Source organism: Nocardia neocaledoniensis, assembly GCF_003182135.1.
GTDB lineage: Bacteria > Actinomycetota > Actinomycetes > Mycobacteriales > Mycobacteriaceae > Nocardia > Nocardia neocaledoniensis.
Window position 1 is genome coordinate 465,233 of sequence record NZ_QGTL01000002.1, and the last position, 19,369, is coordinate 484,601.

15 protein-coding genes are annotated in these 19,369 nt (G+C 72.3%); 7 read left to right on the forward strand and 8 right to left on the reverse strand.

Features of this window, described 5'->3' with window-relative positions; genetic code table 11:
* Nucleotides 1-4: 4 nt before the first annotated feature.
* The 3 genes from DFR69_RS06485 to DFR69_RS06495 form a co-directional block, all read right to left on the reverse strand.
* The gene (locus tag DFR69_RS06485; RefSeq protein WP_110036508.1) at nt 5-1,333 is read right to left on the reverse strand and encodes a cytochrome P450; all 1,329 of its coding nucleotides are present in this window, start codon (nt 1,331-1,333) and stop codon (nt 5-7) included.
* Nucleotides 1,334-1,439: 106 nt separating this feature from the next.
* A complete protein-coding gene (locus tag DFR69_RS06490; protein ID WP_110036509.1) occupies nt 1,440-2,153 on the reverse strand; it encodes a TIGR03089 family protein in 714 nt (237 codons plus the stop codon).
* Nucleotides 2,154-2,156: 3 nt separating this feature from the next.
* Nucleotides 2,157-3,638 carry an LCP family protein gene (locus DFR69_RS06495; protein ID WP_444980187.1) on the reverse strand — a complete coding sequence of 494 codons (1,482 nt, stop codon included), beginning with the start codon at nt 3,636-3,638 and terminating at the stop codon, nt 2,157-2,159.
* A 165-nt stretch (nt 3,639-3,803) separates the two neighbouring features.
* Between DFR69_RS06495 and rfbD the strand changes: the two genes are divergently transcribed.
* From rfbD to manB, 3 genes are read left to right on the forward strand one after another with little or no spacing between them, the layout of a single operon-like run.
* Complete coding sequence (gene rfbD, locus DFR69_RS06500; RefSeq protein ID WP_110036510.1) at nt 3,804-4,661, forward strand: dTDP-4-dehydrorhamnose reductase; 858 nt, start codon at nt 3,804-3,806, stop codon at nt 4,659-4,661.
* A gap of 11 nt (nt 4,662-4,672) precedes the next feature.
* Entirely contained in the window at nt 4,673-5,569 is an 897-nt protein-coding gene (locus DFR69_RS06505; RefSeq protein WP_110036511.1) for a glycosyltransferase family 2 protein, read from the forward strand.
* Nucleotides 5,570-5,604: 35 nt separating this feature from the next.
* A complete protein-coding gene (gene manB, locus DFR69_RS06510; RefSeq protein WP_110036512.1) occupies nt 5,605-6,684 on the forward strand; it encodes a mannose-1-phosphate guanylyltransferase in 1,080 nt (359 codons plus the stop codon).
* 54 nt (nt 6,685-6,738) lie between these two features.
* On the opposite strand, the gene DFR69_RS06515 is transcribed toward manB, so the two are convergent.
* Nucleotides 6,739-8,316 carry a carboxylesterase/lipase family protein gene (locus DFR69_RS06515; RefSeq protein WP_110036513.1) on the reverse strand — a complete coding sequence of 526 codons (1,578 nt, stop codon included), beginning with the start codon at nt 8,314-8,316 and terminating at the stop codon, nt 6,739-6,741.
* Nucleotides 8,317-8,516: 200 nt separating this feature from the next.
* Here DFR69_RS06515 and DFR69_RS06520 point away from each other — a divergent pair, with 200 nt between their 5' ends.
* Nucleotides 8,517-8,738: an FmdB family zinc ribbon protein gene (locus tag DFR69_RS06520; RefSeq protein WP_110036862.1), complete on the forward strand. Its 222-nt coding sequence runs from the start codon at nt 8,517-8,519 to the stop codon at nt 8,736-8,738.
* A 15-nt stretch (nt 8,739-8,753) separates the two neighbouring features.
* Here the strand turns inward: DFR69_RS06520 and DFR69_RS06525 are convergent, their stop codons facing one another.
* The 4 genes from DFR69_RS06525 to DFR69_RS06540 are packed head-to-tail and all read right to left on the reverse strand — an operon-like array spanning nt 8,754 to nt 12,407.
* Nucleotides 8,754-9,029, reverse strand: a complete 276-nt coding sequence (locus tag DFR69_RS06525; protein ID WP_110036514.1) for an Rdx family protein — start codon at nt 9,027-9,029, stop codon at nt 8,754-8,756.
* Between the two features lie 12 nt (nt 9,030-9,041).
* Entirely contained in the window at nt 9,042-9,440 is a 399-nt protein-coding gene (locus DFR69_RS06530; RefSeq protein ID WP_110036515.1) for a YchJ family protein, read from the reverse strand.
* 34 nt (nt 9,441-9,474) lie between these two features.
* Nucleotides 9,475-9,900: a hypothetical protein gene (locus tag DFR69_RS06535; protein WP_110036516.1), complete on the reverse strand. Its 426-nt coding sequence runs from the start codon at nt 9,898-9,900 to the stop codon at nt 9,475-9,477.
* On the reverse strand, nt 9,897-12,407 hold the full coding sequence (locus DFR69_RS06540; protein ID WP_110036517.1) for an AAA family ATPase: 2,511 nt from the start codon (nt 12,405-12,407) through the stop codon (nt 9,897-9,899). Before DFR69_RS06540 ends, DFR69_RS06535 begins: the two co-directional genes overlap by 4 nt.
* 423 nt (nt 12,408-12,830) lie before the next feature.
* Here DFR69_RS06540 and DFR69_RS06545 point away from each other — a divergent pair, with 423 nt between their 5' ends.
* Genes DFR69_RS06545 through DFR69_RS06555 form a run of 3 tightly spaced genes read left to right on the forward strand, consistent with a single transcriptional unit; the run spans nt 12,831 to nt 19,313 of the window.
* Nucleotides 12,831-15,719: an SWIM zinc finger family protein gene (locus DFR69_RS06545; RefSeq protein ID WP_110036518.1), complete on the forward strand. Its 2,889-nt coding sequence runs from the start codon at nt 12,831-12,833 to the stop codon at nt 15,717-15,719.
* On the forward strand, nt 15,716-16,816 hold the full coding sequence (locus DFR69_RS06550) for an ATP-binding protein (RefSeq protein WP_110036519.1): 1,101 nt from the start codon (nt 15,716-15,718) through the stop codon (nt 16,814-16,816). The genes DFR69_RS06545 and DFR69_RS06550 overlap by 4 nt, the downstream gene beginning before the upstream one ends.
* 46 nt (nt 16,817-16,862) lie before the next feature.
* Nucleotides 16,863-19,313, forward strand: coding sequence for a DUF5682 family protein (locus tag DFR69_RS06555; protein WP_222596499.1), 2,451 nt, complete (start codon nt 16,863-16,865; stop codon nt 19,311-19,313).
* Nucleotides 19,314-19,369: the final 56 nt, after the last annotated feature.

The following is a 19,369-nucleotide window of genomic DNA, read 5'->3' on the forward strand; positions in this document are numbered from 1 at the left end:
GAACTCAGGACTGCCGCGCCGCGCCGGCCAGTCCGTCCGGCGACGTCTCGCGCGCGACCGGGCCGAGGTCGACCGGCATGTGTTCGAAACCGTGCAGGGTGAACAGGTTTCGCCGGGTCGGCTCGCCGCGCAAGCGCAGGTCCGGGTAGCGGGTGTAGAGGGCACGCAGCGCGTGCACCGCCTCCATCCGCGCCAGGCTCGCGCCGAGACAGGAGTGGACGCCGCTGCTGAACGCGACGTGATCCTTCAGGTTCGGGCGGTCGATGTCGAAGCGGTGCGGGTCGGGGAACACGGCCGGGTCGCGGTTGGCGCCCGCCAGCGACAGAATGACCGTGCTCCCCGGCCGCAGCCGCACGCCGTCGAGTTCGACCGCCTCGAGCGTCTCGCGCGCGGTGGTCTGCACCGGCGGATCGAACCGCAGCGTCTCCTCCACCACGTCCGCCCAGCGATCCGGATCGCGCTGCGCGATCGCGAGCTGCTCGGGATGGGCCGAGAGCGCGGCGACGGCGTTGCCGATCAGGTTGACCGTGGTCTCGAAACCGGCTCCCATCAACAGGCTCGCCCCGGCCTGGAGCTCGCGCAGGTTCAGATCACCCGAGACCACCAGGGTCGAGAGGATGTCGTCGCCGGGGTCCCGGCGCAGCTTGCCGATGTGCGCGGCCAGGTACTCGTCCATCGCCTCGATGGCGACCATGGCGTCGCGGTAGGCGGACCACGGGGTGCCGATGTCCAGCAGCGGCGTCACCCGGTCGCCCCAGCGCAGGAACATCTCCCGATCCTCGGCCGGGAAGCCGAGCATCTCGGCGATGATCGCGATCGGCACCCTGGCCGCGAAATCGGTGATCAGGTCGACCGAACCGTGCGCGGGCATCGCGTCGAGCAGCTCGGCGGTGACCACCTCCACCCGATCGCGCAGCCGGGCGATCGCGCGCGGGGTGAACGCCGAGGCCACCGGCTTGCGCATCCTGGTGTGCTCGGGCGGGTCGAGCACCAGCATCGAGGGCGGCTCGACCGGATTCGGCGGGACCGTGACCCGCGCGGCCAGCGACCGCCACGGCGCGGGCAGGTCGCCACCGAGAGCCTGACGGACCCCGAATCGGTTGTCGCGCAGGATCGCCCGGACCTGGGGATGCTCGAAGGCGGCATAGGACACCGCGGTGCGGATCAGCCCGCCGGACGCGCGCAATTCGTCGATCAGCGGATAGGGATCGTGCAGCCCACGCCGGCCGCTGAGCAGGTCGGCGAAGGGATCGCCCTTGCGGCGGCGCCAGCGCAGGATCGCGCGCGCCGCACCGTGCTCCGCCGACCATCGCAACCAATACTGCGCGATCATGGGCCACCCCTGCCGCTCTGCCGAATGGATTCCTCCACCGTACGGACTTCTCCGACAGAGCGAAACGTGTTCCAGTCGGAGTTCGACCTATACCTGGGTAGGAGCCTCAGCGGCGCACTGTCACGCGCTCCGTCGCGACGCGGTGTTCCAGCGCGCCCGGATCGGGGTTGACGACCTGCACCAGCGAGGCGCCTGCCACCAGCACCGCGAGGTAGCCGTCGATCAGCTCCACTGCGGTGTCCCACGGCGTGCTCGACAGCACCCGGTCACCGGCCGTGATCCCCTGCAGCGCGGCCGATTTCCTGGCGTCGACGAGCACCTCGGCGACCGCGCGCCCGTCCAGCGCGGCCCGGAACCCGCCGGGATGGAACTGGTCACCGTGCACGCGCACCGCGGTCGCGAAATCGGTGACGCCGACCGGTAGATCGCGCACCGGTGTGCCCATGGCGTCCAGCGACAGCACCGCCACCTCGTCGACACCGTCGGCGTCGTCGAGCCGGTCGGGGGTGACCAGCGCCAGGTCGGCGTCCGGATCGGGGGCGAGCACGACTTCGGTTCCCGCCCACCAGCATCCGAGCAGAACCGCGGCGGTCTGCCAGTGCGCGGGCAGCAGCACCGCGACCCGGGCGCCGGGGCTGAGCGCGAACTCGTCACGCAGCAGGTTGGCGGTCTTGGCGGCCCAGTTTGCCAGCGTCAGCCCGGACAGCTCGATGCGCGCGCCGGTGGCGTCGTCGTACCAGGTGACGCGGGGGCCCGCGGGATCGCGTTCGAGGATCGGGTCGAGGAGGGCGTCGGTGAGGGTGGAGGTCGGCTCACGCATTGTTCAGTTCACGCATTTCGGTCCGTTCTGGCCTGCGTCGATCGGCGGGGCTGGCGGTACTGGCGTCGCGGTCGCGGAGGACGTTCCGTCGAAATCGAACATCTCGCCGGCGGCCGAGCCCGGACCAGAGTAGTCGCTCGCCAGGACGGCGCTCACGGTATCCGCCGACAGCGACGGGTCCGCGATCACCGGGAGACCGCCCAGTGCCTCGGCGACCGCGGCCGCCTTCGGATCCTCGGCGTCGACGGCGAGCACCCGGCTCGAACTGACGCTTCCCCCGGTGTAGTTCCCCACCAGTCCCTCGCGGAAACCCTTCCCCGTCAGGGCCGTCGACACCTTGGCCGCCAGGCCCGTCGCGCCGCCGGCGTTGAACACGCTCACCGTGACCGTCGACGGGTCGACCTTCGGCTCGTCGTCCTTCGGCTTCTCGTCACCGACCAGCCCGGCGACGTAGTCCTGCACCGCCTTGGGCTCCACCCGCACCACCGATTCGCCCGCCGAGGTCATGGAGTTGAGGTCGGCCACCGGGATGGTGTCGAACTCCACCTTGCCGCCGGAGAGATCTTTGAGCTGCTGCAGGAACGCCAGCACGTCCCAGCCCTCGTCGAGGACGACGGTCCGGCCGACGGCCTCGCTGATCTCGCTCAGCTTGCCGGGATTGGCCAGGATCTTGGCGTTGAGCAGCTGGCCGACCAGCTGTGCCATGAACACCTGCTGACGCACGATGCGGTCGATGTCACCGCGCGGCAGTCCGTGCCGTTGCCGCACGAAGCTCAACGCCTGCTGGCCGTCGAGGCGCTGCTGTCCGGCGGGGAAGTCCGCACCCGACATGTATTCGTCGACCGCGTTGTTCAGGCACACCTCCACCCCGCCGACGGCATCGGTGAGCAGCACGAACCCGAGCAGGCTCACCTCGGCGTAGTGGTCGACGGTGATGCCGGTGAGCGAGGCCACCGACTTGATCAGCGCGGTGCGGCCCGCCTTGGTGGAATCGCGTTCGGCGTCGGCCTCGGAGGCGCCCTTGTCCAGCAGCTTCGCCCGCTCGGTCTCCTTGGTGGCGCCGTAGGCGGAGTTGATCTTGCCCTTGCCCTGGCCGGGGATGTCGACGTAGGAGTCGCGCGGGATCGAGATCGCGGTGGCCGAGCGGCCGTCGTTGGGCACCCGGACCAGCACGACGGTGTCGGTGTTGGTGCCCACCTCGTCGCCCGCGTGCAGCATGGCGCGCTCGGCGGAGGTCAGCGGGTTGCCGTGGGCGTCGGTGCGGCTGTCGACGCCGACGAGCAGGATGTCGACCGCGCCGTCGCGGCCGCCGCCGAGCCCGAGGCCGCCGATGCGGTCGATGTTGGCGATCAGATTGTCGACGCTGCGCCAGGCGAAGCCGGTGAGAGCCAGCACCAGGACCGCCGCGATCGCCACCATCACTTTCGCGGGGCCGAAGGCGCCAACGGGTGTGGCCACCGTCGGTGGTCGGGTCGACTCTCGCATCGTGCATCCTCTCGACGAACTCCGCGCCCAGCTCCGCATCTCCCCCGGCAAACCCCGCCATCTCGCGCACCCGGGCTCGTCCGCCGAAACCGGCCATCACAGGCTAACCAACAGTTACCACACTCGGGCCGAACCGCAGGTGTCCCGGCGTGCCAGACTTGCCGCGTGAACGCCGATTCCCCCGCCCCCACTCGCCTGATCGTAACCGGAGCGCGCGGGCTGCTGGGGCGCGAGATCCTGCGGCTCGCGCCGCAGGCAACGGGGCTGGCCAGAGCCGATCTGGACATCACCGACCGGGCCGCCGTCGACGCGGCCCTCACGCCGGGCGCGGTGGTGCTCAACTGCGCCGCCTACACCGCCGTGGACGCCGCCGAAACCGATCGCGAGGCCGCCTTCGCCGCGAACGCGACCGGACCGGCGGTGCTGGCTGCCGCCTGTGCCGCCGCGGGCGCCCGGCTGATCCAGGTGTCCACCGACTACGTCTTCCCCGGCACGGCGCGCGCACCCTACGAACCGGACGACCCCACCGGCCCCGCCACCGTCTACGGGCAGTCGAAGCTCGCGGGTGAACAGGCAGTACTCGAGCTGTGCCCCGCCGCCCAGGTCGTCCGGACCGCCTGGGTGTACTCCGGTGTCGAGGGGGATTTCGTCGCCACCATGCGCAGGCTGGAGGCCGAGCGCGACACCGTCACCGTGGTCGACGACCAGGTGGGCTCACCCACCCGCGCCGCCGACCTGGCCGCCGCGCTGCTGGAACTCACCACCCGCCCCGACGCGCCCCGCGTCCTGCACGCCACCAACGCGGGCACCGCCACCTGGTTCGACCTGGCCCGCGCGGTCTTCGGCGAGCTCGGCGCAGACCCCGCCCGGGTGCTGCCGTGCACCTCGGACGCCTTCCCCCGACCTGCCCCGCGCCCGGCCTATTCGGTGCTCTCCCCGGCGGTCTGGAACGCGGCCGGGCTCACTCCGTTGCGTTCCTGGGAATCCGCGCTGACCGACGCACTGCGGCCGGTGTCCGGCTAGGCTGCCCAGTCGTGAACGCAGCCGAATCCGCGGCCCCTGCTGGCCTTGCCGTCGTCACGGTGACCTACTCACCTGGCGAGCACCTCGAGCACTTCATCACCACCCTGGCCGACGCCACCAGCGAGAAGCCGCAGGTCATCCTGGCCGACAACGGCTCCACCGACGGTGTGCCCGAACTCGTCGCCGAGGCCAACTCGCACGTGCGGCTGCTGCGCACCGGGGGCAACATCGGCTACGGCGGCGCGATCAACCGCGCGGTCGCCGAGATCGACCCCTCCATCGAGTTCGTGATCCTGGCCAACCCGGACATCCGCTGGGGCGTCGACTCCATCGACAAGATGCTCGAGGCCGCCGAGCGCTGGCCCCGGGCGGGCGCGTTCGGGCCGATGGTCCGCGAGCCCGACGGCAGCATCTATCCCTCCGCGCGCCGGGTCCCCGGTCTGGCCGACGGCGCCGGGCACGCGATCCTCGGCACGATCTGGCCGAAGAACCCCTGGTCGGTGCGCTACCGCCAGGAGAACGAGGAGATCTCCGAGCGGGTCGTCGGCTGGCTGTCCGGCTCCTGCCTGCTGGTGCGCCGGGCCGCGTTCGACACCATCGACGGCTTCGATTCGCGCTACTTCATGTACATGGAGGACGTGGACTTCGGTGACCGCATGGGCAAGGCGGGCTGGCACAATGTGTTCGTCCCCGACGCCGAGGTGACCCACGCCAAGGGTCACGCCGCGGGCAAGCATCCCGAGCTGATGCTGCCCGCCCACCACGCCAGCGCCTACCGATTCCAGGCCGACCGGCATCCGCACTGGTGGCAGGCGCCGTTGCGGGGCGCGCTGCGCGCCGGACTTGCGGTTCGCTCCCGGATTGCGGTTCGATCGGCGCTGCGCGAGAAAGCGCGAACCGGCGCCTGAGCAGGTACCGGTCCACTGTGAACAGGGGAAACTCGATGGCAGGCAATGCAGGCACCGACGCGGTCATCCTCGTCGGCGGACAGGGCACGCGGCTGCGTCCGCTCACCCTCTCGGCGCCCAAGCCGATGCTGCCGACGGCAGGACTGCCGTTCCTGACCCACCTGCTGGCCCGCATCGCCGAGGCCGGGATCACACACGTGGTGCTCGGCACCTCGTTCAAGGCCGAGGTGTTCGAGGAGCACTTCGGTGACGGCGCCGACCTCGGTCTCGAGATCGAGTACGTCACCGAGACCGAGCCGCTGGGCACCGGCGGCGGCATCCGCAACGTGCTGCCCAAGCTGCGCGCGGACAACGTCATGGTGTTCAACGGTGACGTGCTCGGCGGCACCGACCTCGGCGCGATCCTCGACACCCACGAGTCGACCAATGCCGATGTCACCCTGCACCTGGTCCGGGTGAGCGACCCGCGCGCGTTCGGCTGCGTGCCGACCGACGCCGACGGCCGGGTCACCGCGTTCCTGGAGAAGACCCAGGATCCGCCGACCGATCAGATCAACGCGGGCTGCTATGTGTTCCGCCGCGAGTACATCGAGAAGATCCCCACCGGGCGCCCGGTGTCGGTGGAGCGCGAGGTCTTCCCCGCGCTGCTCGCCGAGGGCGCCCGCGTGCAGGGCCACGTCGACGCCTCCTACTGGCGCGACATGGGCACCCCGGAGGACTTCGTGCGCGGCTCGGCCGACCTGGTCCGCGGCATCGCCCCCTCCCCCGCCCTTCCCGGTCAGCGTGGTGAGTCGCTGGTCCATCCCGGCGCCGGGGTGGCGCCGGGCGCGCTGCTCATCGGCGGCACGGTGGTCGGCCGCGGCGCCGAGATCGGCGCCGGCGCGCGGCTCGACGGCGCGGTCATCTTCGACGGCGCTGTCGTCGAGGCGGGCGCGACCGTGGAACGTTCCATCGTCGGCTTCGGCGCCAGGATCGGCCCCCGCGCGCTGGTCCGCGACGGCGTGATCGGCGACGGCGCCAACGTCGGCGCCCGCTGCGAACTCCTGCGCGGCGCCCGCGTGTGGCCGGGCGTCGAAATCCCCGACGGCGGCATCCGCTTCTCCACCGACGTGTGAGTCGAGCGCCGCGGGGCCCTGCCGGACATCCGGCGGGGCCCCGCGGTGTCTCGCCTAACTGAAGCCGACGGCGTGGTCGCCCCAGGCGGTGTGCAGGTCGGCGTCGGGGTTGTCGACGACGTGGTCGATGGTGTCGATGAGCAGGGTGGTGCGGGCCGAGGGGCGGTAGTGCGGCCAGTGCTTGGAACCGTCGAGGGCGGCGGGGACGCCGTGTTCGGCGAAGGCCAGCCAGCGGCGCTGCATGCGACCCGAGACCGCGAGCGAGGCCTTGCGACCACCGAGCCAGAAGGTGGGGTCGTGGTTGAGTGTGCCGAAATTGCCGAAGACATACGGCAATTCGGTGGCGTGGCCCGCACCGACCCTGGCCGCCTTCAACATCGGGGTCGCGTAGTCGAAGCGGTACATCCAGGTCGGTGAGTGCTGGGCGTGGCCCTCGGCGACCCAGGCGGCCGGCATCCGGAAGGCCGCGTCGGTGGACATCGCCAGCGCGCCACGGGTTTTCATCAGATCCGGATAGGCGGAGGTGATCTCGGCGATCCGTTCCGGCGACATCTCCGGATGCGAGGCGGCGACATCGCGCAGCATGGCGTTCACGGCGTCGGGCGTCACCGGCATGATCGGTGAGCGCAGGACCCGGAACAGCGAGGCCTCGTCGCGGTTGGTGCCGATCAGCAGGGGCACCTGATGGGATCGGCCCTGCTGGAACCGGTCGATCGGATAGCCGGGCAACAGCTCACCGTCGACCACGGGCGCCGCCGCCAGCCTGCCCGGTTCTTTGATCGGCACCTCGTCGAGCAGCACCGCGCCGACCTCGACGAGCTGTGCGATCGGCAGCTCGAGCAACCGCTGCGCCTCCCCCGGCCCCAGCTCGAGCAGTTCGAGATAGCGCTGTGCGACGACGGCTGCCCGCTCCTGTCCGAAAACCGTGGTGGCGGGCGGACTCTGGGCGATCGCCTTGTGGAACAGCCCCTTCGCGGCGGGTGAGGTGAGCAGTGCCGTGACGCAGCCGGCGCCCGAGGATTCGCCGAAGACAGTGACGTTGCCGGGATCGCCGCCGAACGCGGCGATGTTGTCGCGCACCCAGGCCAGCGCGGCCAGCTGGTCGTGCAGGCCGAGATTGGCGGCGAACTCGTCCCCGAAGGAGGACAGGTCGAGGAAGCCGAGCACGCCGAGCCGGTAGTTCACCGAGACGACCACCACGTCGCCCGCCTCGGCCAGCTTGCGGCCGTCGTAGATGCTCTGCGCGGCCGTGCCGAGACAGTAGGCGCCGCCGTGCAGCCACACCATCACCGGTCGCGGCTCGTCGTCGCCGGGCTCCGGCCGCGGGGACCAGACGTTGACCCACAGGCAGTCCTCACCCATGGCCAGATCGGAGTCGACCGGCACCATCGCGCCCATCGCCTGCGGCGCGATGTCGCCGAAGACGGCGCAGTCACGCACGCCCTCCCACGGCCGCGGGGGCTTCGGCAGGGCGAAACGCGCTGGTCCTTCGGGTGCGGCGGCGTAGGGGACGCTGCGCCAGACGGCGACCGGCCCGTCCCAGATTCCGCTGACCATTCCGTACTCCGTGCGCGCCAGCGGCTCGGCCTCGTGTGTCCGCAGGTCGGGGTCGAGATCGGACTGAATGCTCATCGCACACCTCCTTGCCGGCGCGACCCCACGGGTGCCTGTGTATTTGCTCCCGCAGGCCGCAGCACCTGGTGACTCACTTCGAGGGTACGTCGACCCGCGCCGGAGGGCCTCCCAACGCACCATTCCCGCAGGTAACAGTTAGCTGGAAATGCGCTGATATCGCCGTGTCGCAGCTCGCCCCGTCTGCCTACACTGTGCCGATGCCGAACTACAGCTTCCGGTGTCGCTCCTGCGGCGACACGTTCGACGTGAACCGCCCGATGGCGCAGGCCTCGGACCCGGCCGCCTGCCCCGCGGGCCACGACGACACCGTCAAACTGCTGACCACCTTCGCGACCACCGGCCGCGGCGCCGCCCCGGCCCCGGTCGCGGCGCCCCGCCCCGCAGGCGGTGGCTGCTGCGGAGGCGGCGGCTGCTGCTGATCCGCGCGGGAGCGCTCAGTCGCGGCGGTCGGAATGGCCGAGGTCGCGGTCGGGGTCGATGCGGTCGCGCACGCGCTGTTTGAGGCTCGCGATGTCGGGAAAGCCGCCGTCGGCCTTGCGTTCCCACAGCTGCTCGTCGTCGAGGGTGATGCGGAAGACGCCGCCCTGGCCGGGAACCAGCGCCACCTCGTCGAGGTCGGTGGCGAAGGTGGTGAGCAGTTCCTGCGCCATCCAGCCGGCGCGCAGGAGCCAGCGGCACTGGGTGCAGTACTCGATCGCGATCCGGGGCACCGGGTCAGTCTGTCAGGCTTGGAAGGTGCCGTCGAGATACACCCACGCGCCGTCGACCCGCACGAACGTGCTCAGCTCGTGCATCGCGTCGCGGACGCCGTCGAGCTTGTAGTGGGCGATGAACTCGACGGTGCCGTTGTCGTCGAACGGGCCGCCGCGCTGGGTGCCGACGATCTCCAGGAACAGCCACCGCTGCGCCGGATCGAGTTCGAGCTCGGCGGGGCGGGTGTTCGGGTGCCAGGAACGCAGGAGGTAGCCGACGTCGCCGACGACGTAGGCGGTGTAGCGCGAACGCATCAGGGCCTCGGCGGTCGGCGCCGGTGTGGCGCCCGCCAGGATCGGGCCGCAGCAGGCGTCGAACGGTTCGCCGCGCCGGCACGGACATGGTTTCGCTTCACCCATGCGGCCCATCCTGCCCGGTCGGCCGGTGGGAGCCGGCGGGTGGTCAGGCGAAGGGCTGGTGGGCCAGCGGGACCAGCTCGAGCGCCCGTGCCAGCTCCGCGGTCTGGTCCCGCCAGCGCCGCAGGTCGGTCACGCTCGGGGCCATCTCGTAGTCGAGGTGGTGCGCGGCCCGCGACAGCGCCGCCCACACCGCGCCCACCTGCCCCGCGGTCTCCGGCCCCGCGTACACGCGCAAGGCCAGCAGTTGGGCGCGCATCGGACAGCGCATGAGTTCGGGCGCGATCTGCGCCCACAGCTCGTCGACGGCCTGTTCCAGCGCCAGGCGCAGGATCCACGCGACCGCTCGCGACCACACCCCACCCGCGTCCGAGACGGAACCGGACAGCAGATGCTCGGCCGCCTCGAGCCGCTCGGCGACCGAGGGGCGGGGGGTGTATCGCGGGCCGCGACGGCGGGTGCGCCGATTCACGAGCGCACCGCGGCGGGTTCGTGCGCCCGCAACCAGGCGATGAATCGTTCGGTGTCGCTGATCAATTCGCGCATCGGACGGTCGATCGGGACGTGCGCGCCCGCGGTGGCGTCGCGCAGCACACCGACCAGCCAGCGGCCACCGACGGCGCTGAGATGCTTGTTGAGGTCGTCGACGCGGGCGCCGGTACCCATGAGCGCGAGGGTGAGCATGGCGCGCGTGGTGTGGGCCTTGCGCACCCGTCGTTCCACTTCGGCGTGGTCGAGGCCGGTGGCGAGCAGTTCGTGGCGGGCCTTGGCCAGCCCGGCGGCCTCGATCGCGGAGCGGCAGCAGGTGGCGACGAGTTCGTCGGCGATGGCGGGCGGCAGCTGCGGAGTGCGCAGCAGGGACCGCGCGTCGTCGAGATAGCGACGGACCGGGTCACCGGTCACCCGCACCTCGACGACGGAACGTTCGCGGCGCTGGACCTCGAGCACGGTGGCGTCGAGCTGCATCCGCCGCACCGCCTCGGCCAGGCGCTCGTCGTGGGTGAACACCACCACCTGCCGGGTGATCGCCACCTCGGCCAGCACCCTGGCCAGCCCGTCCACCTTCGCCGGATCCATGGCCTGCACCGGGTCGTCGATCATGACGAAGCGGAAGGGGCTGTGCGCCATGGTTGCTCGCGGCAGGAACAGCGACAGCCCGAGCGCGTGCAGCTCGCCCTGGCTCATCACGCCGAGCGCGGCGCCGTCGACCTCGTCGACCGTGACGTCGAGCAGCACCCGTCGCGCCGTGCCCGCGCTGCCCTGCAGCCGGATCGCGCCGAGTTCCACATTGCTCTGCTGGCGCAGCGTGCTCCACACCCAGCGGGCGGTGCTCTCCAACGGGCGCATCCGCTCGCCCCGGATGGTCGCCGTCGCGGACTTGAGCCAGTCGGCGGCCTTCTTCACGACCCGCAGTTCGCCCGCGTCGGCGGACACGGTTCGCGCCGGGCGCAGCCAGTCGAGAATGCGCGGGACCAGCGGCGACCACACCGCGTCGAGCCGCTCGAGTTCGGCGCCGGTCTCGCGGTGCAGGGCGGCGAGCTCCGCCGCGAGTTCGGCGTGTGTCGCGCGGATCCGTTTCGGCAGGTCCTCGTCGAAGTCGGTTTCGCGCAGCGCTTCCCACGCCGTCCAGCAGCGTCGGACGCTCGCGAGCCGAGCGCTGAGCACGCATGTCGCGTCACCGCCGACGACCGGAGTACCGCCGGCCTCGTGCCCTTCGCCGGCTTCCACGGCATCGCGGGCGACAGTTCCCTCGGGCAGCGGTGGAGTCAGCTCGGCCGGTACCCGGGAGAACAACGCCCGGACGCCGGCCAGCGCGGACTCGAACTCGGCGCGGGCCGCACGCAAGGCGGCGAGATGGGCGCCGCGCTCGGCGATCTCGGCATCGGCGGCGGTGAGCCAGGCCTCGTCGAGGTCGCCGCGGCCGCAGACCGGGCAGGGACAGGCGCCCGCGAGAGCCGCGTGTTCGCGTGCGCGCATGAGCAATTCGAGGACACGCAGGTCGGACTCGGCGTCGGTGGTGGCGTGTCGTGAGAGTTCCGCCGAGGCGTCGGCGAGCCGATCCACCGCCGCCTCGACCTCGGCGGCGCCGGGGAGGGCCAGGCGCAGGATCGCGCGGAGTCCCTCGGGCCCGTCGACGTCCAGCACCGAACCGGCGACGGCCGCGGCCACCGCGTCGAGGTCGGGGTCGGGCGCACGCAGCAGCTCGGCGACGCGCCGGGCGCGGTCGTCGTCGACCTCGACCAGTTCGGCCAGCAACTCGGTCCGCGACTGGCGCGAATCCTTCACGGCCCGTTCGAGTTCCAGCTTGCGCAGACGGATGCGTTCGGCGGCGGCGGCGAGTTCGTCGAGGCCGAGCAGGCGATGCAGCGCGTCGAACAAATCGCTGGGCTTGCCGTCGACGAGCGCGCCCAGTTCGCTATAGGACAGGAACGGGCGGTACAGATCCAGCCGCTGACGGCTGCTGCGCGGGTCCACCGGGGTCGACGGCGCGGCGCCGCGCCGCTCGGTCCACTGCGCGTCGGTGAGGTCGCCGCCCGGCGCCCAGTGCGCGGCGACGGTGAGCTCGGTGTCCGCGCCCGCGGTGAGCAGGTCGACCTCGATCCGGGCGAGGTCGGGTTCGTGCAGGTTGCGCCATCCTTCCCGCCACGCGGTGGACCGGCCGTCCCAGCGCCGGTTGCCGCCGGTCAGGGCGAATTCCGCCGCCTCGGCGAAGCTCGACTTGCCGCTGCCGTTCCGGCCGACGACCAGGGTGAGCCCGGGCCCCGGGTTCAGCCGCAGCGTCGCCGTGGGTCCGATACCGCGGAAGCCGTGCACGGAGATGGCGCGCAGGAAGACGCCGGTGTCACCGGTGTCCGGTTCGGCCCTGTCGTCGTCGGCCTCGGCGAGCGCGGCCATCACACACTCGGCGACCTGCGCGTCCACGGCCGGATCGGCCGCGAGCTCGCGCGCGACCACCTCGGCGATCCGATCCGAGCACACCCTGCGACATCCCCCTTCGCGCCCGTGCGCACCACGGCGGCCGCTGTACGGCCGGCCAGATCCTCGCGGGAAACGCTACCCGATCGCGGTGCGTTCGCCCAGGGGATGCGCAGTGCCCCAGCGAATCTGCCCGCGGGAGTGGAATGGCCATCGTTGAGCCGCGGCGGGCCCATCGATGTCCACCCCTCGTCCACCCCGGCGGGCAGCTCGATGAGGTGTTCACACCCGCGATACGCTCCGTTGAGCGGCGTGGGCGGTCCGGGCGAGCCGAACAGGTCAGAATGCCAGACTTTGCCGCAGGCAGCAAGAGGGAAAACGTGAATCCGCCACAGCACCAGCGTTTTCCAGGTGGTTCACCGACGTGAGCGGCAGTTGTCGGTGCGCTGCGGTAGATATTGCGGCGACACAGAACGGGGGAAGGCGATGACCGACCGACAGGCGCCCTGGACCGAGGAACAGGTCCGCGCACTCGCGCCGGACGCGAGCTCACTGGCTGCCGCGCGCAAGCTGGCCGGTCGCTGGCGCGAGACCGGTGCCGACGGGAGCGCGGTGTGGGGGCTGTGTCAGGGCAGCGGTGCCAAGCCGTATCAGACCGTCGTCGACCTGGCCGGGCCCGCGTACAAATGCTCGTGCCCGAGCCGGAAATTCCCCTGCAAGCACGCCCTGTCGCTGCTGCTCGCCTGGTCGGGCGGCGCGGTGCCGGAGCGGGACGCGCCCGCCGGCTTCGCGGCCGAATGGCTGGCCGGCCGGGCCGCCAAGGCCGCCGCGCCCGCCAAGGCCAAGGCGTCCACGACACCGTCGCAGGCGACCGTCGAGCAACGCAGGGCGCGGGTGTCGGCGGGGCTGACCGAGCTGGAGGTGTGGCTCACCGACCAGATCCGCACCGGCCTCGCCCAGACCGACAGGTCGTTCGCCGCCTACGAGGCCATCGCGGCGCGCATGGTCGACGCCCAGGCGCCCGGGGTCGCGGCCACGCTGCGCCGGCTACCCGCCGCGATGATGTCGACCGAGCACTGGCCGGAGCTGCTGCTGCGTGAGTACGCCCGGCTGCATCTGCTGGTGCTGGCCCATCGCGGTATCGACGCGCTGCCCGAGCCGCTGCGCGCGGGCGTGCGCACCCATGTCGGCTATCCGACGCACGCGGAGACCGTGCTGGCCGAGCCCGCGGTCCGGGATCGCTGGCAGGTGCTCGGCATGCGGGTCAGCGAGGAGGAACGGCTGCACACCCGGCGCACCTGGCTGCGCGGCCGTGGCAGCGGGCGCTGGGCGGTGCTGGTCGAGCACTCCTTCGGCTCCCCGAACTTCACCGGTGAGGTGCCCGCACCCGGCCACGAGGTGGACGCCGACGTGCATTTCTATCCCGGCGCGGCGCCGCTGCGCGTGCAGTGGGGCGCCCGCCACGGCGTGCCCGAACCGTTCACCACCGTGCCCGCGCTCGGCGGCAGCACCATCACCGACGCGCTCGACGCCTACGCCGCCGCGCTGGGCGCCGATCCCTGGTTGCGGGCGTGGCCCGCCGTGCTGGCCGAGGTCGTCCCGGTGCTCGACGAACACGGCTGGCAACTGGTCGACGACGAGGGCACGGCCCTGCCGCTGCCCGCCGGGGTGCGGCCGTGGCGGTTGATCGCGGTGTCGGGTGGTCATCCGGTGACGGTCACCGGAGAGTGGCGCGCCGACGGTTTCGACCCGATCTCGGTGCTCAGCGCGGGCGAGGTGAGCGATCTGGAGACCGAGTTCCCGAGCGGGTCCGCCCCGTCTCCCGAACTGGCCGAACTGGTTTCGGTCGCGCTGCTCGGTACCGCGCGGCGCGGGGTCGACGGCCTCGAGGTGGCAGTGGCGGTCGCGGACGCGGTGCCGCGCCGCTCGGGCGAACCGGCCGTCCGGCTGCTCGACACCGCCGCGCTCCAGGACCTGTACCTGCGCGGCGGCAGGCTCCCCGGCACCGCGCCGAAACCCGAAGCCGCCGCGGATGATCCGCGTCCGATGCTCCCGCGCAAGGCCGCCGAACGGCTGCGCCGGATGCTGGCGGACAAGTCGGCCTTCCTGCCCGAGTGGTTCGCCGCCGCGGCGCCGTCCGATTTCCGGCTGCCCGATGTGCTGTGCGTGCAGGCGCTCACGGCCGCCTCCGACGTGCAGCTGCGCGGTCCGCTGTTGCGGCTGGCCGGTCGCCGTGGGCGCTGGCTCGCGGCCCGCAATCCGGCGTGGTCGGCACTGCTGGATTCGTTCCCGGTGGACCGGGCCGGCGAGGTCGTCGACGGGGAGAGCGCGGTGGTCGCCCAGGATGTCTGGCTGTTCGGCGCACCGGGCGAGCGCAAGGACTGGCTGGCCCAGCTGCGGCGCAGCGATCCGGCCGCCGCGCTCGAGGTCTTGAGCGCCGCGTGGGCCAAGGAGTCCGGCCCGATCAAGGCAGAGCTGCTCGCGCTGTTCGAACACGGCCTGAACACGGCCGACGAGCCCTTGCTCGAGCGGGCGCTCGACGACCGCCGCGGCGATGTCCGGCGCACGGCGGCGAACCTGCTGGCCCGCCTGCCCGGCTCCGCGTACGGGCAGCGGATGGCCGCCCTGGTGGCCGCGTGGGTGCGGGTCGACGCCGACGGCGGCGTCGAGGTCAGCGTGCCCACCGAGGTCGACGCACAGGCCCGGCGCGACGGCATCACCGACGGCACCGACCAGGCCCGATTGCGCTGGGACACCCCCGATTCGACGGTGACGACCCTGCATCAGGCCGTGTCGGCGGCGCCGCTCACGGCCTGGGCGCCGCTGGTCGGCGCCGCCGGCTCGGCGACCGCCGCGGCGGCCATGGCGCTCTCCCTGCCGCCGCGCTATGCCAAGGCGATCGTCGACGGCTGGGTCGACGCGGCCATCGCCCAGCGCGAGACCGGCTGGGCGCGTGCGCTGTTCGCCAATGCCACCCCCACCGAGCAGGCCGTGCTGCGCCGCCGTGAGCTGTTCGGCCTGCTCGCCGCCGCCGACCGGATCGAGCACGTCCTCGATCTCGACGCGCACCAGCTCACCGAACTGCACGCGATCCTGCCCGGCCTGGACCATCCGTGGCCCGCGCCGGTCGCCGCGCACGTGCTGCGGCTGCTGAGCGAACGGGCCCGCACCACGGGCCGTCAACCGCACGCCAGCGCGGGGGTCTACACCGACCGCGCGCTGCTCACCGCCGCGGGCGTACACCTGCCCGTCGACCTGGCCGCGCGCGTCACCGCGCTCGCCGACACCACCGAGGACCCCGCCTGGCAACAGGCCTTCCACCGACTCGCCCACGATCTCACCGACCGCGCGACCATGCTCGAGGAGCTGCGATGACCACCACCGAACCGGCAACCACCCTGCTGCGTCCGCACGCCGAACAGGCCTTCGCCGACGAGCTGGCCGCGCTGGCCCGCGTCGACGATCGGCCGCGGCCGCCGTCCTGGCGGCTCTCGCCGTGGGCGGTCGTCACCTATGTTCTCGGCGGCACACTCGACGACGGAACGGTGATCACGCCCAAGTACGTCGGGCCGCGGCGGCTGATGGAAGTGGCGGTCGCGACCTTGGCCACGGACCGGGCGCTGCTGCTGCTCGGCGTGCCCGGCACCGCCAAGACCTGGGTGTCGGAACATCTCTCGGCGGCCATCAGCGGCGAGTCGACGCTGCTGGTGCAGGGCACCTCGGGGACGGCCGAGGAAGCGATCCGCTACGGCTGGAACTACGCCCGGCTGCTCGCCGAGGGGCCCAGCGACGCGGCGCTGGTGGCCTCGCCGGTGATGACGGCGATGCGCACGGGAGCGATCGCGCGGATCGAGGAACTCACCCGTATCCCGTCCGATGTGCAGGACGCGCTGATCACCATCCTGTCGGAGAAGACGCTGCCGGTGCCCGAGCTGGGCGCGGAGGTACAGGCGGCCAAGGGCTTCAACGTGATCGCCACGGCCAATGATCGTGACCGTGGCGTCAACGATCTGTCCTCGGCGCTGCGCCGCCGCTTCAACACCGTGGTACTGCCGCTGCCCGCCGACGAGGACTCCGAGGTGGCCATCGTGAGCAGGCGGGTCGAACAGCTCGGCGCCGCACTGGAACTGCCGACCGTGCCCGCGGCCGCCGAGGAGGTGCGCCGGGTGGTGCGGGTGTTCCGCGAGCTGCGCTCCGGCATCACCGCCGATGGCCGCACCAAGCTCAAGACGCCGTCGGGCACGCTGTCCACGGCCGAGGCCATCTCGGTGATCACCAACGGACTGGCGCTGTCGGCCCACTTCGGTGACGGCGTGCTGCGCGCCTCCGACATCGCCGGCGCTGTTCTCGGTTCGGTCATCAAGGACCCGGCCGCCGACTCCGTGATCTGGACCGAGTACCTCGAGGCCGTCGTCCGCGAACGCCCCGACTGGGCCGACTTCTATCGCGCCTGCCGCGAGATCGCCGACTGACACCGAGGCCAGGGAGAACGGAACACGAAGCGCACAGGGACTTTCGATGAGTGAACACAGCGGTGGGACCGGGATCGATGCGGAAGCCGCGTTCGGCGCGGGTCGAGCCGGGACGGGCGCGGCGACGGACTCCCGGGAACCGGCGAGCGAGGGTCTCGGCACCACAGCAGGCCCGGTCACGGGGGCGGCGCGTCGCAGGGGCGCGGAGAAGGGCGGCGTCACCCGGGTGTTCGGGATCCGGCATCACGGCCCCGGATCGGCGCGGTCCTTGCGGCAGGCGCTCGAGGAGTTCGAGCCCGACGCCATCCTCATCGAGGGGCCCGCCGACGCCGATCCCCTCGTCGGGTTCGTCGCGGCCGACACCATGCACCCGCCCGTGGCACTGCTGGCGTATGTGCCGGACTCGCCTGCCCGCGCGGCCTTCTGGCCGTTCGCGGTGTTCTCCCCGGAGTGGCAGGCCCTGCGCTACGGCGTGGATCACGCGGTGCCGGTTCGCTTCTGCGATCTGCCCGCATCCCATGTCCTGGCCGCCGACGAGGACACCCGCGCTGACCGCACCGACCCGCTGGGCACCCTCGCCGCGGCCGCCGGCTACGACGACGCCGAACGCTGGTGGGACTCGGTCGTCGAATCCGTGCCCGACAGCGCCGCTTTCGACGCCATCACCGAAGCCATGGCCGCCCTGCGCGAGGATGCGCCCGGCCCCACGGACAGCGCGGGAGTGGAGCCGGCCGCCGTACTGTCGCCGGACCCGGATTCCGGTCCCGAGCACGGGGATTCGAGGCCCGCCCGGTGGGCGCCGTTGGTCGTCGACGAGCACACCTTGCGACGTGAGGCGTACATGCGGCAGGTGTTGCGGCAGACGCTGAAGGACGGGGCCCAGCGAGTCGCGGTGGTGTGCGGGGCATGGCACGCGCCCGCGCTGACCGGGCCGCTCGGCCCCGCGGCGCCGGATGCCCGGCTGCTCAAGGGGATGCCGAAGACCAAGGCCGCGCTGACGTGGGTGCCGTGGACACATTCGCGGCTGGCCACCAGCTCCGGATACGGCGCCGGCGTCACCTCGCCGGGCTGGTACCACCACCTGTTCACCGAGACCGAGCGGCCGGTGGCCCGCTGGCTGACCAAGGTCGCCGGGGTACTGCGAGCCCACGATCTGCCCGTGTCGAGCGCGCACATCATCGAATCCGTCCGGCTGGCCGACACCCTGGCGGCGCTGCGGGACCGGCCGCTGCCGGGCTTGTCCGAGGTCACCGAGGCCGTGCGGTCGGTGATGTGCGCGGGCGACGAGACGATGCTGCGGCTGGTGATCGACGAACTGGTGGTCGGCGAGACCCTCGGCGGCGTGCCCGAGGACACCCCGACGGTTCCGCTGGCGGCCGACCTGCGGGCCAGGATCAAGACCCTGCGGCTCAAGCAGGAGGCCCTCGCCCGCACCGTCGACCTGGACCTGCGCAAGGACCGCGACGTCGAACGTTCGCACCTGCTGCACCGGTTGCGCCTGCTCGGGATCGACTGGGGCACACCGACGGTGGGCGAGGTCCGCAACACCGGCACCTTCCGCGAGACGTGGGCGCTGCGCTGGGAACCGGAATTCGCGGTGCGCATCGTCGAGGCCGCGGTCTGGGGCACCACGCTGCGCACGGCCGCCGAGGCCAAGATCCTGGACACCGCGAGCCGTGACGGTGTCTCGGTCACCGAGCTCGCCGACGCGCTCGAGACCGCGCTGCTCGCCGATCTCGGCGGCGCCACCGAGGGCCTGATCACCCGGCTGGAGGCGGCCGCGGCCCTCGACCACGACGTCACCCACCTGCTCGGCGCGCTCCCCGGCCTGACGCGGACCCTGCGCTACGGCGACGTCCGCGGCACCGATACCAAGGCGCTCGCGCACGTCGCCGACGGCCTGCTGGTGCGGATCTGCGCCGGGCTGCCCGGCGCCGTCACCGGCCTCGACACCGACGCGGCCGAGGCTCTGCGAGCCCAGATCGACGCCGCGCACACCGCCATCAGCACCCGCGACGACGAGCACGCGAGCACCGAATGGCTCGCGACCCTGCAGCGCATCGCCGATCGTGACGACGTGCACGGCGCGATCGCGGGCCGGGCGGTGCGGCTGCTCTGCGACGCCGAGCGCATCGACGACGCCGATTCGGCGCGCAGGCTCGCCGCCGCCCTGTCCGTCGGCAACACCCCCGCCGCCAAGGCCGCCTGGATCGACGGTTTCCTCGGCGGCCGCGGCCTGCTGCTGGTGCACGATCGGGAGTTGTTGCGCCGCATCGACGAATGGCTGCGCGAACTCACCGAGGACCAGTTCGTCGCCACCCTTCCCCTGCTGCGCCGCACTTTCGGCTCGTTCGAATCGGGCGAGCGCCGCGCCATCGGCCAGGCATTGCGCGATACGGGGCCCACGACACCGGCCGCGGCCACCACCGCTGTCGACCCGGCCCGCGGGCAGCTGGCGCTGCGAGCGGCCGCCGCGATCCTGGGGGCAACAGGATGAACCCCGCGTCCGGAGACCGATCCCACCGCGCGACGGCGCCCACCGTCGCGCCCCAC

What these genes read in the sequence shown, in the direction of transcription:
- DFR69_RS06545 (WP_110036518.1), top strand. Translation starts at nt 12,831, where the DNA reads ATGACCGACCGACAGGCGCCCTGGACCGAGGAACAGGTCCGCGCACTC.
- DFR69_RS06515 (WP_110036513.1), bottom strand. Translation starts at nt 8,316, where the DNA reads ATGAGCATTCAGTCCGATCTCGACCCCGACCTGCGGACACACGAGGCC.
- DFR69_RS06490 (WP_110036509.1), bottom strand. Translation starts at nt 2,153, where the DNA reads ATGCGTGAGCCGACCTCCACCCTCACCGACGCCCTCCTCGACCCGATC.
- manB (WP_110036512.1), top strand. Translation starts at nt 5,605, where the DNA reads ATGGCAGGCAATGCAGGCACCGACGCGGTCATCCTCGTCGGCGGACAG.
- DFR69_RS06495 (WP_444980187.1), bottom strand. Translation starts at nt 3,638, where the DNA reads ATGCGAGAGTCGACCCGACCACCGACGGTGGCCACACCCGTTGGCGCC.
- DFR69_RS06520 (WP_110036862.1), top strand. Translation starts at nt 8,517, where the DNA reads ATGCCGAACTACAGCTTCCGGTGTCGCTCCTGCGGCGACACGTTCGAC.
- DFR69_RS06485 (WP_110036508.1), bottom strand. Translation starts at nt 1,333, where the DNA reads ATGATCGCGCAGTATTGGTTGCGATGGTCGGCGGAGCACGGTGCGGCG.
- DFR69_RS06550 (WP_110036519.1), top strand. Translation starts at nt 15,716, where the DNA reads ATGACCACCACCGAACCGGCAACCACCCTGCTGCGTCCGCACGCCGAA.
- DFR69_RS06530 (WP_110036515.1), bottom strand. Translation starts at nt 9,440, where the DNA reads ATGGGCCGCATGGGTGAAGCGAAACCATGTCCGTGCCGGCGCGGCGAA.
- DFR69_RS06555 (WP_222596499.1), top strand. Translation starts at nt 16,863, where the DNA reads ATGAGTGAACACAGCGGTGGGACCGGGATCGATGCGGAAGCCGCGTTC.